Source organism: Novosphingobium sp. UBA1939, from assembly GCF_002336885.1.
In the GTDB taxonomy this organism is placed as follows: domain Bacteria; phylum Pseudomonadota; class Alphaproteobacteria; order Sphingomonadales; family Sphingomonadaceae; genus Novosphingobium.
The window spans coordinates 7,607-21,031 of record NZ_DDFB01000100.1; the positions used below are offsets into that span (position 1 = coordinate 7,607).

Genomic DNA, 13,425 nt, shown 5'->3' on the forward strand with positions numbered 1-13,425 from the left:
CCGCATTGCCCGCGATCAGCGCGGGAATGATATGGGCATTGGGCAGGTGCGCCGGAAGATTGTAGGGGCCCAGCACCGCCATCACCCCGTGCGGCTTGTGGCGTAGCGCGGCGGTGCCTTGCAGCGCGCTGTCGAACTTCCGCTGGGCGGAACGTTCGGCATAGGCGCGAACCGAGATGTCGACCTTGGCGACGACCTTTTCGACCTCGGCGCGGGCTTCCCACAGCGGCTTGCCGGTTTCGCGCGCGATCAGCGCTGCCAGGTTCTCCTGCTCCTTGCGGACTTCGTTGGCGAATCGCCGGCACAGTTCCACGCGATTGGAAAGCGACTGGGCGGCCCATGTCGACCACGCCTGCCGCGCCCGATCGACGGCCGCTTCCACATCACCCACCGGCCCGCGCCACAGTTCGGCGCCGGTCGCGGGCTCGCAGGAGACGATCTCGGCATCGTTGCCGGAAGGAGCGGTCATCGGTTCATTCGCTTTTGCTTTATCGGCAACGCCCTAGCAGGAAATTGGTTACCATATTTTCAAGCCGGTCAAGCATGACCGCGCGGGGCCGGGGCGGCGCCCAGCGCTTCCCCCATGCGCCGGACGGCGGCGACCTTGGCGTGCAATGCCGTCCAGTCATCCTTTTCGGCGATCGGTTCCCAGATCGCTTCCACTTCGTCGATCAGCATCGATTGCGGGGCTTCGTCGGTCCAGTAGGGGTGATCGTCGACCGTCGACCGGTATGGGCCAAGCGCCTCCTTCAGCGCCGCGCCCGCATCGTCGTCCGCAAACGGGCCACGCCCGCCGCGATGGGCGAAGAAGAAGGCGTCCGGTCCGATCCCCTGCGCCACCATCGCGGCTTCGCAGGCGCCGATCAGCGCGCTGTCTTCCTCCAGCCCGCGCGGATCCACGCCAAGCCGCCAGCACCAGCGCCGTGCCATCGCCTGCTGGTAGAGATCGGGAAAGCGGTTCAGCGCCGCGATCAGCGGCGGGGCTTCCGAAAGCAGGCGCAGCGCGACGGCAAGCTGCCCGCAGTTCCAGTGGATCGCCTCGGGCTGGCGGCCGAAGGCGTAGAGACCCGAGTGATCGAAATAGGCGGCGGTGAACGCGGGATTCCACGTCGGCAGCCAGCGCCAGGGGCCATAGTCGAAGCTCTCTCCGGTCACGTTCATGTTGTCGGTGTTCAGCACGCCATGGACGAAGCCGGCGACCATGTAGCTGGCGGCCATGTCGGCCATGCGTTCGACCACCTGGTGCAGCAGCCGGGCCGCCTTGTTGTCCGGCTCGGGCGCATCGGGGGGAAGGGCGGGGCCGGGAAAGCTGGCCAGGCAGTAATCGACGAGCTGTTCCATCTCGGCGGGCGCATCCAGCATCCCCAGCCGCTGGAACGTGCCGATGCGGATATGGCTGTGGCTGAGCCGGACCAGCACCGCGGCGCGGGTGGGGGAAGGCTCATCGCCGCGCCATAGCGATTCGCCGGTTTCGATCACGGAGAAGGTCCGGCTGGTATTGACGCCCAGCGCTTCGAGCATTTCCGTCGCCAGCACCTCGCGCATCGCGCCTTTCAGCGTGAGGCGACCATCGCCTTGCCGGCTCCATGGCGTTTGCCCCGAACCCTTGGTGCCAAGGTCCATCAGCCGGCCGTGCCCATCGCGCATCTGCGCGAACAGGAAGCCGCGCCCGTCCCCCAGTTCGGGATTGTACACGCGGAACTGGTGGCCATGATAGCGCAGCGCCAGTGGCTGCGGAAGATTGCCGGGCAATGGCGCGAAGCGGCCGAAATGCGCGATCCATGCCGTGTCGTCGAGACCGGCCAGGCCTACCTCCCGCGCTGCGCGATCGTTGCGGAACCGCAGGGTGGTCCCGGGGAAGTCTGCCGGCGCCACCGGATCGCCGAGCCAATCGGCCAGCGACAGGATATGGGGATCAGGGGTGTAGATCGCGTCTTGCGGGTTGGATTGCATCAAGCGATAGTGGTCGCTGGGCGATCCGCAGGCAAGCGGGTCTGCTTGCGGATGCGGGATATTGGGCGCGGATACGGGATAATGGTGTTTGAGCCGGGCGGATGTTCGGCTTATGGCGCGGATCGCGTGGGGGCGTTGAACAAGGAACGGTTTTTCAGGCGATGGCGGATTTCGAGAATCGCAGCTGGTCCAGCCGCGACGGGCTGCGCCTGCATTTCCGGGATTTTCCGGGGCCGGACGACAAGCCGCCAGTGCTCTGCCTGCCGGGGCTGACCCGCAATGCGCGCGATTTCGAGGATGTGGCGGCGCGGCTTGCCGGGCAATGGCGGGTCATCTGTCCGGACATGCGCGGCCGGGGCGACAGCGATTACGCCAAGGACCCGATGACCTACAACCCGGCGCAGTATCTCGACGATGTCGAATTGCTGCTGGAACAGCACGGCATCGCCCGGTTCGTGGCGGTCGGCACGTCGCTGGGTGGCTTGCTGACGATGCTGCTGGCGGGCCGGGACAACAGCCGGATCGCCGGATTCGTGTTGAACGATATCGGTCCTGAAGTGGAAGAGGCCGGGCTGGAACGCATCCGCGAATACGTGGGGCAGGGCCGGAATTTCGAAACCTGGATGCACGCGGCGCGCGCGCTTCAGGAAAGCCAGGCCGATGTCTATCCCGATTACGGCGTGCCCGACTGGCTTCGCTATGCCAAGCGCGTGATGGCGCTGGGCAGCGGCGGACGGATCGCGTTCGACTATGACATGAAGATCGCCGAACCCTTCGACGCGCCGGCCGGCGCGACGCCGCAGGTGGATATGTGGTCGCTGTTCGATGCGCTGGCGGGGCGGCCCGGCCTGCTGCTGCGCGGCGCCCTGTCGGACATCCTTTCCGCCGGTACCGCGAACCGGATGGTCGCGCGCCATCCGGACATGGAGCTTGTGACGATCGAACGCGTCGGCCACGCACCTACGCTGGACGAACCGGAAGCGATCGCGGCGATCGACCGGCTGTTCGCCCAGGTCTCATGAACGACGGCGGCAGACGGCGCCTGCACCTTCTGCACCTGCATTCGACGTTCGGTGCGGGCGGCAAGGAGCGCCGCAGCGTGGCGCTGATCAACCGCTTCGGCCCCGCCATCGACCACAGCATCGTTTCGGCCGAACCCGGCGCGATGGGCGCGATGGCGCATATCGCCAAGGGCATTTCCGCGCATTCCCCGTTCGGCTTCCCGCCGCTGGCTGGGCGGTTCGGCGTGCGCCGGTTGCAGACGCTGGCCCGCGCGATGCGGGGGTTCGATTTGATCCTGACCTACAATTGGGGCGCGATGGACGCGGTGATGGCCCACGCCCTGTTCGGCCCCACCATGGGGCTGGCGCCGCTGGTTCATCACGAAGACGGGTTCAATGCCGACGAGGCGGAGAAGCTGAAGCCCACGCGCAACTGGTATCGTCGCGTGGCGCTGGCCCGCGCGAGCGCGCTGGTGGTGCCGTCGCGCCAGCTGGAAGGCGTGGCGCTGCAGGCGTGGCACCAACCCGCCGCCAAGGTGCACCGCATTCCCAACGGGATCGACACCGCCGCCTATGATCGCAAGCCCAAGCGCGATGCGCTGCCGCGCGTGGTCAAGCGGCCTGGCGAAAAGTGGGTCGGCACGCTGGCAGGCTTGCGCCCGGTCAAGAACCTGCGCCGGCTGGTACGCGCCTTTCGTGCCCTTCCGCCCGAATGGCAGCTGGTGATCGTGGGCGAAGGGCCGGACCGCGAGGCGATCGTGGCCGAGGCGATCGCGCTGGAGGTGGGGCATCGCGTCCACTTGCCAGGGCATGTGGCTGATCCGGCGCAGGCGATCGGCCTGTTCGATATTTTCGCGCTCTCGTCCGACAGCGAGCAGTTTCCGCTGTCCGTGGTGGAGGCGATGGCGGCGGGCTTGCCGATCGCCAGCCCCGCCGTGGGCGACGTGCGCGACATCGTTTCGGACGAGAACCGCGATTTCATCACGCCGGCGGGCGACGAGGCCGCGCTGGAAGCGACGCTGGCCGCCTTTGCCTGGGACGAAGCGCTGCGCCGCCGGATCGGGGCATCAAACCAGGTGCGGGCACGCGCGGAATTCGACGAGGCGGCGATGGTGGCGCGCTATGCCGCGCTCTATGGCGGGGTGCTCGGTGTTACCCAGTTTCCCTGACGCGTATTCCCTCATGTAGGGCGGGCGATGGCCATGATTACCAAGTGTTTCCCGCTTCACCGGACGTTCACCCACGGAATTCCAGAATCATTCCCGTTGAAAAGGCGGGTCTATCCGCTAAACACCCGGCACTTCCGTTAACTGACCGCCGAAAGCGCAGCCTTGGCCCTTCGTCCTACCCGTCCGCAGTCCCGCTCCGATCAGCTTGCCGAACGCAAGGCCGCGCAAGGCGATGTGTTCCTGCGCGAAGTCGACGATGCGCTGCGCGAGGACCAGTTGTTTCATGCGCTGCGCCGCTATGGCAAGCCGGTGGGCGCGCTGGTGGTGGCGGGCCTGGTCGGCCTGGCCGGCTGGCTGTGGTACGATTATCACAAGGCCACGGTCGCGGGCGAACAGGGCGAACGGATGACGATCGCGCTCGATCAGCTCGAAGCCGGCCGCGTGCAGACCAGCAGCGACAGCATGGCGCCGCTGGTGAAGGATGGCGGACCGGGCTATCGCGCTGCCGCGCAGCTGACGCAGGCCGGCATCGCCGCGCAGCAGAACAAGACCGATGATGCCGCGAAGCTGCTCGCCGCCGTCGCCGCGGACCAGAGCGCGCCGCAGGCTTACCGCGATCTCGCCACGATCCGCGAAGTGGCGATCACCATGGACAAGCTGCCGCCGGAAAAGGTGGTGGAGCGGCTCAAGCCCTTGGCCGTGCCGGGCAATGCCTGGTTCGGCAGCGCGGGCGAACTGCTCGGCGTCGCCTACCTGAAGCAGGGCAAGAACGATCTGGCCGGGCCGCTGTTCGCGGCAATGGCCAAGGACAAGACCGTTCCGGCCTCGATCCGCGAACGCGCGCGCCAGTTGGCGGGCACGCTGGGCGTTGATACCATCGATGATCCGAAAGCTCTGATTGCGCAGGGCCAGGCACAGCAGGGGCCGGCCGACGCCGGCGCCCAGTAACACCAGTTTGACGGGGATGACGGGGATGATGCGCAATCCGGTGCAGGAACATGGCGGCATTGCCGCGCGCCGCCGGCTGGTTCGCCGCGCAGGCATGGCCGGGGTGATCGCCCTGGCGGTCGCGGTCGGCGGGTGTGCGGGCAAGCACAAGGTCAAGACCACGCCCACGGTGGGGCAGCGCGTGCCGATCCTTTCGCGGATCGAGGCTGGCACCAAGGTCGATACCGCGATTTCGGGCATGCAGGTGGTGCTGCCGCCGGCCGAAGTGAACACGGAATGGGCGCAGGGCGGTGGCACGGCCAGCAAGTCCTATGGCCACCTTGCGCTCGGTGCCACGCCGCAACGCCTGTGGAGCGCCAATATCGCTGGTTCCTCGGTCAAGCAGCGACTGGCCGCCTCGCCGGTGATCGGCGATGGCAAGCTGTTCGTGATGGACACCGAAGGCATGGTCCGCGCGATGGACGCCAACACCGGCAAGGAGCTGTGGCGGGCGGGCTTCAAGCTGCCCGAAAACGGCGGTTCGGTGTTCGGCGGTGGCGCTTCGTACAACGAGGGCCGCGTTTATGTGACGACGGGCCTGGGCGAAGTTGCCGCGCTCGATGCCAAGGACGGCGCGATCAAGTGGCGCGTCAAGCCGGCCGGGCCGCTGCGCGGGTCGCCGACGGTCAGCTTCGGCGCGGTCTATGTGATGACGCAGGACAACCAGATCGTCGCGCTCAATATCGAGGACGGCGCGCTGCTCTGGAACGAATCCGCCTCGGTCGCGCAGACCGGCGTGTTCGGCGTGGCCGCGCCGGCTGCCGGGCAGGGCACGATCGTTGCCGGCTACAGCTCGGGCGAACTGGTCGCCTACCGCTACGAGAACGGCCGCCAGCTCTGGTCCGATGCGCTGGCGCGCACCAGCATCGCCACCAGCGTCTCGACGCTGACCGACATCGACGCCGATCCGATCATCGAGCGTGGCCGCGTCTACGCGCTGGGGCAGGGCGGGCGCATGGCCGCCTACGAACTCGTTACCGGCCAGCGCGTGTGGGAACTCAACCTCGCGGGCATTTCCACCCCGGCCATCGCCGGCGAATGGATCTTCACGCTGACCGACGAAGCCAAGCTGCTGTGCATCGCCAAGGGCACCGGCAAGGTGCGCTGGCTGACCCAGCTGCGCCGCTGGGGCAGCGAGAAGAAGAAGACCAACCCGATCTTCTGGACCGGCCCGGTGCTGGCGGGCGATCGCCTGTGGGTCGCCAATTCGCGCGGCGAAGTGTTCACCCTGTCGGTCACCGACGGAACAGCGAGCGAATGGGGCAAGGTTTCCGGCGCGGTATCGCTGCCGCCGGTGGTCGCCAACCAGACGCTCTATATCCTCGACAACAATGGCCGGATCACGGCGTTTCGCTGATCGGGCCGCCGACGAGGCATAAGGCTGGCGCCGGCCGGCCTTTACGCTTTGCTCATGCTTGAAAGCTAAACCTGCCGCGCATGAGCGCGCACGGTTCCGTGGCCGAAACACGGCCCCAAGCCCCTTCCGTTCCGGCCAGCCGGCCGGACAGCGATGTGTCCGTTGGCGTCGGCCTGTCGGGGCTTGCCGGTCTGGCGTTCTGGGTGCTGGTCTGCCGCAACTGGCCCGCCATCGCCGACATGTTCGGCCTGCCGGGGCCGCGCGAACCGATGGTGGGGCCTTCCGCCGCGCTTCTCGCGCTGCTTTTCTCGGGCACGCCGATGGTGCTCTATTCGCTGCTGGTCGACAAGGTCCACCGCCGCGCCTCCACCGGGATCGACTGGTCCAGCCCGCGTCCCTTGCGCGAGGTGATGGACATTGCGATCACCAAGCTGGCCGGGCTGTGGGCGACGTGGACGCTGATCGGCTTCGTCTACTGCCTGGGGCGCTGGTACTGGCGCGGGCAATACCTGTTCGCGATGGACGTGCTGGAAACCATCGCCCCGCTGCTGTTCCTCGGCTCCGTCCCCTATGTGCTGTGGCTCGATCGCGTGCTGGTGAACCCGCGCGACGGAGCGTGGCATTTCGGCGCGATGCTGATGGGGCGCGAAGCCTATGCGCGCGAGGAAGTCTATCACCACTTGCGCGCGTGGACGGTGAAGGGCTTCTTTTGCGCCTTCATGATCTCGATCCTGCCCGGCGGGTTCGCTGCCGTGGTCCAGGCGGACTGGTCGCTGGCGGCCCACGATCCGGTGCGGATCGCCGGCCTGACGATCGAGACGATGTTCATGGTCGACGTGCAGATCGCCATGGTCGGCTATCTGCTGACGATGAAGCCGCTGGATGCGCAGATCCGCACGGCGAACCCTTACCTCGGCGGCTGGCTCTCGGCGTTGATCTGCTACCCGCCGTTCATCCTGATGGGCGGTGGCGACGTGCTCGATTATCGCGCCAACGGGGCGGAGTGGGACTTCTGGCTGCAGGGTCACACCACGCTATTGTGGATCTGGGGGGCGGCGCTGGTGCTGCTGACCGCGGCCTATGCCTGGGCGACCGTGGCGTTCGGCCTGCGCTTTTCCAACCTCACCTGGCGCGGTGTGCTCACCAACGGGCCTTACGCCATCACCCGCCATCCCGCCTATGTGTCCAAGAACGCCTACTGGTGGCTGGCCTCGCTGCCGTTCCTGACCGTGAACCATTCGATGACCGACGCGGTGCGCAACACGGTCACGCTGGGGCTGGTCAGCGCGGTCTATTACTGGCGCGCCAAGACCGAGGAGAAGCACTTGCTCGCCTCGGACCCCAAGTACCGCGCCTATCATGCGTGGATGGATGAGCACGGCCTGCTGACCAGCGCGTTCAACCGCCTGCGCCGGCGCGTGATGCCGGCACGGGTAGAGCTTCAGCCGGCCGAATAACTGCTTAGACGGCCACGCCTTCGTCGGTCTCGAAGATGCGGATGTCGCGGTCCGAAAGGCCGAGTTCGGCGCGTTCCTGCGCCCAGGCCGCCATGTGCGCGGTCTTGAAATGGGCGTCGAGCGCTGCGCGATCACGCCACTTCTCGCTGACGCGGATCACTTCGGGGTCGGCCACGTCGCGCGAATAGGCATAGAGAATGCAGCCGTCCTCGGCCCGCGTGGCGGCGATCACCTTTGCCATCATCGGCAGCGCCTTGTCGAAGTTCGCCGCCGGCAGGCGGAAACTGCCCATGACCAGAATCATCGCGTGTTCCTTCGCGTTCAGAAGCTCTTGACGGCGTAGACCTTGGAAACGTCGCCGCCCCATTCGCCGTGATAGAGATCGAGCAGCCGTTCGGCTGGTGTCTTGCCGGTGCTGACGATCTCGTCGAGCGGGTGCAGGTAGCCCGTTTCATTGTCGCCGGCGCCGTTGAGGCGGTTGCGCGCTGAAAGACCGGCGCGCGCGATGCGCAGCACTTCGCCCGCGATGTCGCGCAGCGTACCGCCGCCCGGCAGGGGCGCGTCCAGGCCCAGCTTGGGCACGCTGGAGCGCAGGCGCTCGCGCCCGTCCATGTCCCAGTCCTTCACCAGATCCCAGGCCGCATCGAGCGCGGTCTGGTCATAGAGCAGGCCCACCCACAGCGCGGGCAGTGCGCAGATGCGGCTCCACGGGCCGCCATCGGCACCGCGCATTTCGAGGAAGCTCTTGAGCCGCACTTCGGGGAAGGCGGTGGAAAGATGGTCGATCCAGTCCGACTTCAGCGGCTTTTCGCCGGGCAGCGCGGGCAGCTTGCCATCCAGGAAATCGCGGAACGACTGGCCGGCGGCGTCGATATACTTGCCGTCGCGGAACACGAAATACATCGGCACGTCGAGCATGTAGTCGACATAGCGTTCGTAGCCGAAGCCATCCTCGAACACGAACGGCAGCATCCCCGTGCGCGCCGGATCGGTATCCGACCAGATGTGGCTGCGGTACGACAGGAAGCCGTTGGGCTTGCCTTCGAGGAACGGCGAATTGGCGAACAGCGCGGTCGCCAGCGGTTGCAGGGCCAGGCTGACGCGGAACTTCTGCACCATGTCCGCCTCGCTCGCGTAGTCGAGGTTGGTCTGGATGGTGCAGGTGCGCAGCATCATGTCGAGGCCCATCGAGCCGACGCGCGGCATGTGCCGCAGCATGATCTCATAGCGGCCCTTGGGCATGATCGGCAGGTCTTCGCGGCGCTTGTCGGGCCACAGGCCCAGGCCGAGATAGCCGATGCCAAGCTTGTCGCCGATCGCCTTCACTTGCGCCAGGTGGCGGCCGGTTTCGGCGCAGGTCTCGTGCAGGTTCTCCAGTGGCGCGCCGGAGAGTTCGAGCTGGCCGGCCGGCTCCAGGCTGACGGTGCCATCGGCCCCGCCCATGGCGATCACGTTGCCGCCCTCGATGATGGGCTCCCAGCCGTATTCGGTCAGCGCCATCAGCAGGTCGCGGATGCCGCCCTGTTCCGCATAGGAAGGGGCGTGATAATCCCGCGTGCTATAGACGAACTTCTCGTGCTCGGTGCCGATCCGCCAGTTTTCGCGTGGTTTTTCACCGCGCTGCATGGGGGCCACGAGCTGCTCGCGGCTTTCGATGACGGGATCGTTGCTATTTGAAACTTGCCGCGTGCTCATGCGCGTTCCGTTAGTGCCTGCAAGGCCTTCTGGCCAGCGCGAAATCGGAAATACACTATCCCGGAAATGGAAGGCTCAGCCGTTCCAGTCGCCGGAAATTCCCATCCACAGCGCGGTAGCCGCGATGGCCGCGGTTTCCCCCCGCAGGATGCGCGGGCCAAGCGATATCGGCACGGCGGCGGGATGGGCGCGGATCAGTGCGCGCTCGGCATCGTCGAACCCGCCTTCGGGGCCGGTGAGCAGCCCGGCCGGGCCGGGATGCGCGGCAAAGGCGGCGGCGGCGGGCGCGCCGCCGGTCTCGTCGGCGAAGAACAGGACGCGCTCCGCCGGCCAGTCGCGCACCAGCGCCTCCAGCTTTGCCGGATCGGCCAGCACGGGCAACGCGGTGCGCGCGCATTGCTCCGCCGCCTCGGTCACGATGGCGCGGGCGCGTTCGGGGTTGAGCTTGTCCGCCACGCAGCGCCGCGTCAGCATGGGGCGGACCGTGCCGACCCCCAGTTCGGTCGCCTTTTCGAGCACGAGGTCGAAGTTCGGTTTCTTGAGCAGCGCGGGGCACAGCCAGAAATCGGGCACGGCTTCGCGCGGGCGTAGGCGCCGTTCGATTTCCAGCATGACGTCGCGCTTGCCCGCATTGGTGACGCGCGCCAACCATTCGCCGGTGCTGTCGTCGCAGAGCATCACCGCATCGCCCTGCGTCACGCGCATGACCTTGGCGAGATAGTGCGCCTGCGGCCCGTCCAGCGGCAGGGTCATGCCTTCGCGCAGGGGCATTTCGACGAACAGGCGCGGCGCGCTGCGCGGTGGCCAGGCGGGGGTGGCGGGCATCATGGCTTCTTATCGCCGCAAGCGCCCTTCGTCATCCCCGCTTTCCCGGGGAAGACGAGGTGCTATAGCGTCGCCATGACCTCCGCACAGATCGTTCCCGATAGCGAACTTCGCGGCCTCGTTGCGCATCTGCCGCCGGGCTTGCGCGATTTCGCGCTGCTGGCGCGGTTCGACCGGCCGATTGGCTGGTGGCTGCTGTTCTGGCCCTGCGCCTGGGGCGTGCTGCTGGCGGGGGGAGCCGCGCGCTGGCCGATCGTGCTGTGGCTGCTGCTTGGCTCGATCGCGATGCGCGGGGCGGGGTGCGTCTATAACGACATCGTCGATGCCGATCTCGACCGGCAGGTGGCGCGCACGGCGGCGCGGCCGGTGGCGAGCGGGCGCGTTTCGGCGAAGGCGGCATGGGTGTGGCTGGTGGCGCTATGCCTGATCGGGCTGGTCGTCCTGCTGCAACTGCGCTGGCAGGCGCAGGTGGTGGCGCTGGGCAGCCTGGCGCTGGTGGCGGCCTATCCGTTCATGAAGCGCATCACCGGCTGGCCGCAGGCGTGGCTGGGGCTGGTCTTCACCTGGGGCGCGCCGGTCGGCTGGGTGGAAGTGGCCGGGTTCGACCGGCTGGGCGGGCTGGCCTTGCTTTACGCGGGCTGCTGGGCGTGGTGCATGGGCTACGACACGATCTACGCCTGCCAGGACCGCGAGGATGACGCGCTCGTGGGCGTGGGATCGAGCGCGCTGTCGCTGGGCCGGCACGTAAAGGCGGGCGTGGGCGCGCTCTATGCCATGGCGGTGGCCTGCTGGGGCGGCGCGGTGTGGCTGGTGCGGCCCGATCCCGTGGCGCTGCTGGCCCTGCTGCCGGTGGCGGCGCATCTCGCCTGGCAGGCCGGGACGCTGCGGCCGGATGATGGCGACAGCGCCCTGGCGCGGTTCCGGTCGAACCGCTTTGCCGGCCTGCTCATGGCGGCGGCTTGCCTGGTGGTGGGCGCGGCCGGTCAGGTGTAGCTGACCACTTCGAATTCGATGCCGTCCCAATCGAAGAAGTAGAATCGCCGGCCGGGTTCGTAATCCGCGTGGTTGAACGGCACGAGTCCGGCCTCGATGACGGTGCGCTCCGCCGCGTCCAGATCGTCCACCAGCAGGCCCACATGGTTGAGCGGCAGGCTCTTGGCGAAGCGCATCGGCCGCTTCTCGTCGGGCGTCCACAGCGCGAGATAGTCGGTATCGGCACTGCCGACGTGGATGGTCCAGCCGCCCAGTTGCGAAGGGCCGCGCCAGCGTTCCTCCCACCCGCACAGCCGAGACAGGAACGATGCCATGCGTTCGGGATCGCTGACGGTGATGTTGACGTGTTCAAGGCGGGCGGGCTGCATCGTTCTGTGTCCTTTCGGGGATGGTTGCGAATCGATGCTCGTGACGATGCAATCTAAAGCTGACTTGAGGTCAAGCTGTGATTACGATGGCTGCATGAACCGCAACGACCTGATCCCGATAGGCGCGCTGGCGCGGCGTACCGGCCTCGCCGTGTCCGCCATCCGCTATTACGAGCAGCGCGGACTGATCGAGTCGGTGCGCAGCAGCGGCAACCAGCGGCGCTTCCTGCGGTCGGACATCCGGCGGCTCAGCTTCATCCTGATCGCGCAGAAGCTGGGGCTCGGACTGGCCGAGATCGAGCGCGAACTGGCCGCGCTGCCGCAGGGGCGCACGCCCAATGCGCGCGACTGGGCGCGGATCAGCCGTTCGCTGCGGGGCGAGATCGACCGCCGCATCGCCACGCTGGAGCGCACGCGCGAAAAGCTGGACGCCTGCATCGGCTGCGGCTGCCTCAGCCTGGCGCGCTGCCGCCTCTACAACCCGGATGACCGCGCCGGGGTGGAAGGCGCCGGCCCGCGCTATGTGCTGGATGCCGGCTGATGGCTGGCCCTGGGGCGGGGGAGCGGCCGCTTAAATCCCCCACACCCGCTCGTCCTTCGACAGACTCAGGACGAGCGCAGTTGCGCAGGTTCAAAGTTCGCTACGGCGTCGCGCGCGGGATAATCGTTGCGGCGGGAATAGGAGGGCTAGCTGCCATCTTTCCTGAAAGGGCGCTTGCGCTTAGTCTTCTGCGCGAGCGGCCAAGGTTGTCGCACCTCGAACCTACTCAATTCCCTTGCTGCATCTTCATCACCGCCCCTGGCCGCTTGCCGTAGCCAGCGGCGGTATCCGGCAAGGTCGCCAAGGTAGAACAGGGTGAGCGCAAGGTTTTGCGCCGCATTGACTTCGCCTTTTCGGAAAGCTCGATACATCAAGCCGGCGGGGTCATTGGCGTTGCAAAACCTGCCAAACTCTCCTCGGGTACCACTGTCCGTTTGCAGGGCGGCTAGCATCAACATTGCTGGCCCATATTGCCGGTGAGCAAGTGTTCGCAAAATCGGTATCCCAAAGCCATTTGCTTTGCCGGCCAGAATCGCTTCGGCTCGGCTGAATAAACGGTCGAGCTTTTCGGTCATGGCCTGAAAATAGTCTTACATCGAATGTTCGCAACCGCGTCGTATACGGGCAGGCTGGTTTCTGGAAAATGCCGGATAACTGTCGCTCCGACCATGCCCGAATTTGTCCACGCCGCTACGCCGTCGCCAGGAGTTCCTCGGCGGCGCCAAGGTCCACGCTGACCAGCCGCGAGACGCCTTTTTCCACCATGGTCACGCCGAACAGGCGGTGCATCCGGCTCATCGTGACCGCGTTGTGGGTGACGATAAGGTAGCGGGTCTGGGTTTCGCCGACCATCGCGTCGAGCATGTCGCAGAAGCGTTCGACGTTGGCGTCGTCGAGCGGGGCGTCCACTTCGTCCAGCACGCAGATCGGTGCGGGGTTGGTGAGGAACAGCGCGAAGATCAGCGCCACGGCGGTCAGCGTCTGTTCGCCGCCCGACAGCAGCGTCAGCGATTGCAGGCGCTTGCCCGGCGGCTGGGCGAAGATTTCGAGGCCGGCTTCCAGCGGATCGTCGGATTCGA

14 protein-coding genes and 1 pseudogene are annotated in these 13,425 nt (G+C 67.0%); 7 read left to right on the plus strand and 8 right to left on the minus strand.

Annotated features, from left to right (window positions below):
• Nucleotides 1-469: aldehyde dehydrogenase family protein (locus tag B3547_RS12865; RefSeq protein ID WP_414690560.1), on the minus strand; the 469-nt coding region annotated here is incomplete at its 3' end.
• A gap of 68 nt (nt 470-537) precedes the next feature.
• Complete coding sequence (locus B3547_RS12870; protein WP_292963764.1) at nt 538-1,953, minus strand: protein adenylyltransferase SelO; 1,416 nt, start codon at nt 1,951-1,953, stop codon at nt 538-540.
• A gap of 161 nt (nt 1,954-2,114) precedes the next feature.
• On the opposite strand from B3547_RS12870, the gene B3547_RS12875 reads away from it, so the two are divergent.
• The 5 genes from B3547_RS12875 (at nt 2,115) to B3547_RS12895 (ending at nt 7,924) form a co-directional block, all read left to right on the plus strand.
• Nucleotides 2,115-2,975 carry an alpha/beta fold hydrolase gene (locus B3547_RS12875; protein ID WP_124811192.1) on the plus strand — a complete coding sequence of 287 codons (861 nt, stop codon included), beginning with the start codon at nt 2,115-2,117 and terminating at the stop codon, nt 2,973-2,975.
• Nucleotides 2,972-4,123 carry a glycosyltransferase gene (locus tag B3547_RS12880; protein ID WP_292963755.1) on the plus strand — a complete coding sequence of 384 codons (1,152 nt, stop codon included), beginning with the start codon at nt 2,972-2,974 and terminating at the stop codon, nt 4,121-4,123. The genes B3547_RS12875 and B3547_RS12880 overlap by 4 nt, the downstream gene beginning before the upstream one ends.
• A 162-nt stretch (nt 4,124-4,285) precedes the next feature.
• On the plus strand, nt 4,286-5,071 hold the full coding sequence (locus B3547_RS12885; protein WP_125953817.1) for a tetratricopeptide repeat protein: 786 nt from the start codon (nt 4,286-4,288) through the stop codon (nt 5,069-5,071).
• 25 nt (nt 5,072-5,096) lie between these two features.
• Nucleotides 5,097-6,467 carry a PQQ-like beta-propeller repeat protein gene (locus B3547_RS12890; protein ID WP_375600787.1) on the plus strand — a complete coding sequence of 457 codons (1,371 nt, stop codon included), beginning with the start codon at nt 5,097-5,099 and terminating at the stop codon, nt 6,465-6,467.
• An 80-nt stretch (nt 6,468-6,547) separates the two neighbouring features.
• Entirely contained in the window at nt 6,548-7,924 is a 1,377-nt protein-coding gene (locus B3547_RS12895; protein ID WP_292963756.1) for a methyltransferase family protein, read from the plus strand.
• Nucleotides 7,925-7,928: 4 nt separating this feature from the next.
• On the opposite strand, the gene B3547_RS12900 is transcribed toward B3547_RS12895, so the two are convergent.
• The 3 genes from B3547_RS12900 to B3547_RS12910 all read right to left on the minus strand — a co-directional run bounded on the left by B3547_RS12900 (nt 7,929) and on the right by B3547_RS12910 (nt 10,444).
• Nucleotides 7,929-8,228, minus strand: coding sequence for a putative quinol monooxygenase (locus B3547_RS12900; protein WP_292963757.1), 300 nt, complete (start codon nt 8,226-8,228; stop codon nt 7,929-7,931).
• Between the two features lie 17 nt (nt 8,229-8,245).
• Complete coding sequence (locus B3547_RS12905) at nt 8,246-9,619, minus strand: glutamate--cysteine ligase (RefSeq protein ID WP_292963759.1); 1,374 nt, start codon at nt 9,617-9,619, stop codon at nt 8,246-8,248.
• A gap of 75 nt (nt 9,620-9,694) precedes the next feature.
• Nucleotides 9,695-10,444 (minus strand): 16S rRNA (uracil(1498)-N(3))-methyltransferase, encoded by a 750-nt coding sequence (locus B3547_RS12910; protein WP_292963766.1) that lies wholly within the window; start codon nt 10,442-10,444, stop codon nt 9,695-9,697.
• Between the two features lie 75 nt (nt 10,445-10,519).
• Here B3547_RS12910 and ubiA point away from each other — a divergent pair, with 75 nt between their 5' ends.
• The gene (ubiA, locus tag B3547_RS12915) at nt 10,520-11,437 is read left to right on the plus strand and encodes a 4-hydroxybenzoate octaprenyltransferase (protein ID WP_292963761.1); all 918 of its coding nucleotides are present in this window, start codon (nt 10,520-10,522) and stop codon (nt 11,435-11,437) included.
• Here ubiA and B3547_RS12920 read toward each other — a convergent pair.
• Nucleotides 11,428-11,805, minus strand: a complete 378-nt coding sequence (locus B3547_RS12920; RefSeq protein ID WP_125953812.1) for a VOC family protein — start codon at nt 11,803-11,805, stop codon at nt 11,428-11,430. The two genes, ubiA and B3547_RS12920, sit on opposite strands and share 10 nt — an antisense overlap.
• 94 nt (nt 11,806-11,899) lie before the next feature.
• Between B3547_RS12920 and soxR the strand changes: the two genes are divergently transcribed.
• On the plus strand, nt 11,900-12,346 hold the full coding sequence (gene soxR / locus B3547_RS12925; protein WP_292963762.1) for a redox-sensitive transcriptional activator SoxR: 447 nt from the start codon (nt 11,900-11,902) through the stop codon (nt 12,344-12,346).
• Nucleotides 12,347-12,492: 146 nt separating this feature from the next.
• Here soxR and B3547_RS12930 read toward each other — a convergent pair whose 3' ends face one another.
• Both B3547_RS12930 and B3547_RS12935 read right to left on the minus strand, forming a co-directional pair.
• Nucleotides 12,493-12,921, minus strand: coding sequence for a hypothetical protein (locus B3547_RS12930; RefSeq protein WP_292963763.1), 429 nt, complete (start codon nt 12,919-12,921; stop codon nt 12,493-12,495).
• A 115-nt stretch (nt 12,922-13,036) separates the two neighbouring features.
• Nucleotides 13,037-13,425: pseudogene (locus B3547_RS12935) on the minus strand (chromosome segregation protein SMC); the annotation flags it as partial.

Bases quoted from the DNA above. Each gene is read 5' to 3' on its own strand.
- B3547_RS12870 (WP_292963764.1), bottom strand. From the start codon at position 1,953: ATGCAATCCAACCCGCAAGACGCGATCTACACCCCTGATCCCCATATC.
- B3547_RS12875 (WP_124811192.1), top strand. From the start codon at position 2,115: ATGGCGGATTTCGAGAATCGCAGCTGGTCCAGCCGCGACGGGCTGCGC.
- B3547_RS12880 (WP_292963755.1), top strand. From the start codon at position 2,972: ATGAACGACGGCGGCAGACGGCGCCTGCACCTTCTGCACCTGCATTCG.
- B3547_RS12890 (WP_375600787.1), top strand. From the start codon at position 5,097: ATGATGCGCAATCCGGTGCAGGAACATGGCGGCATTGCCGCGCGCCGC.
- B3547_RS12895 (WP_292963756.1), top strand. From the start codon at position 6,548: ATGAGCGCGCACGGTTCCGTGGCCGAAACACGGCCCCAAGCCCCTTCC.
- B3547_RS12900 (WP_292963757.1), bottom strand. From the start codon at position 8,228: ATGATTCTGGTCATGGGCAGTTTCCGCCTGCCGGCGGCGAACTTCGAC.
- B3547_RS12905 (WP_292963759.1), bottom strand. From the start codon at position 9,619: ATGAGCACGCGGCAAGTTTCAAATAGCAACGATCCCGTCATCGAAAGC.
- B3547_RS12910 (WP_292963766.1), bottom strand. From the start codon at position 10,444: ATGCCCGCCACCCCCGCCTGGCCACCGCGCAGCGCGCCGCGCCTGTTC.
- ubiA (WP_292963761.1), top strand. From the start codon at position 10,520: ATGACCTCCGCACAGATCGTTCCCGATAGCGAACTTCGCGGCCTCGTT.
- B3547_RS12920 (WP_125953812.1), bottom strand. From the start codon at position 11,805: ATGCAGCCCGCCCGCCTTGAACACGTCAACATCACCGTCAGCGATCCC.
- soxR (WP_292963762.1), top strand. From the start codon at position 11,900: ATGAACCGCAACGACCTGATCCCGATAGGCGCGCTGGCGCGGCGTACC.
- B3547_RS12930 (WP_292963763.1), bottom strand. From the start codon at position 12,921: ATGACCGAAAAGCTCGACCGTTTATTCAGCCGAGCCGAAGCGATTCTG.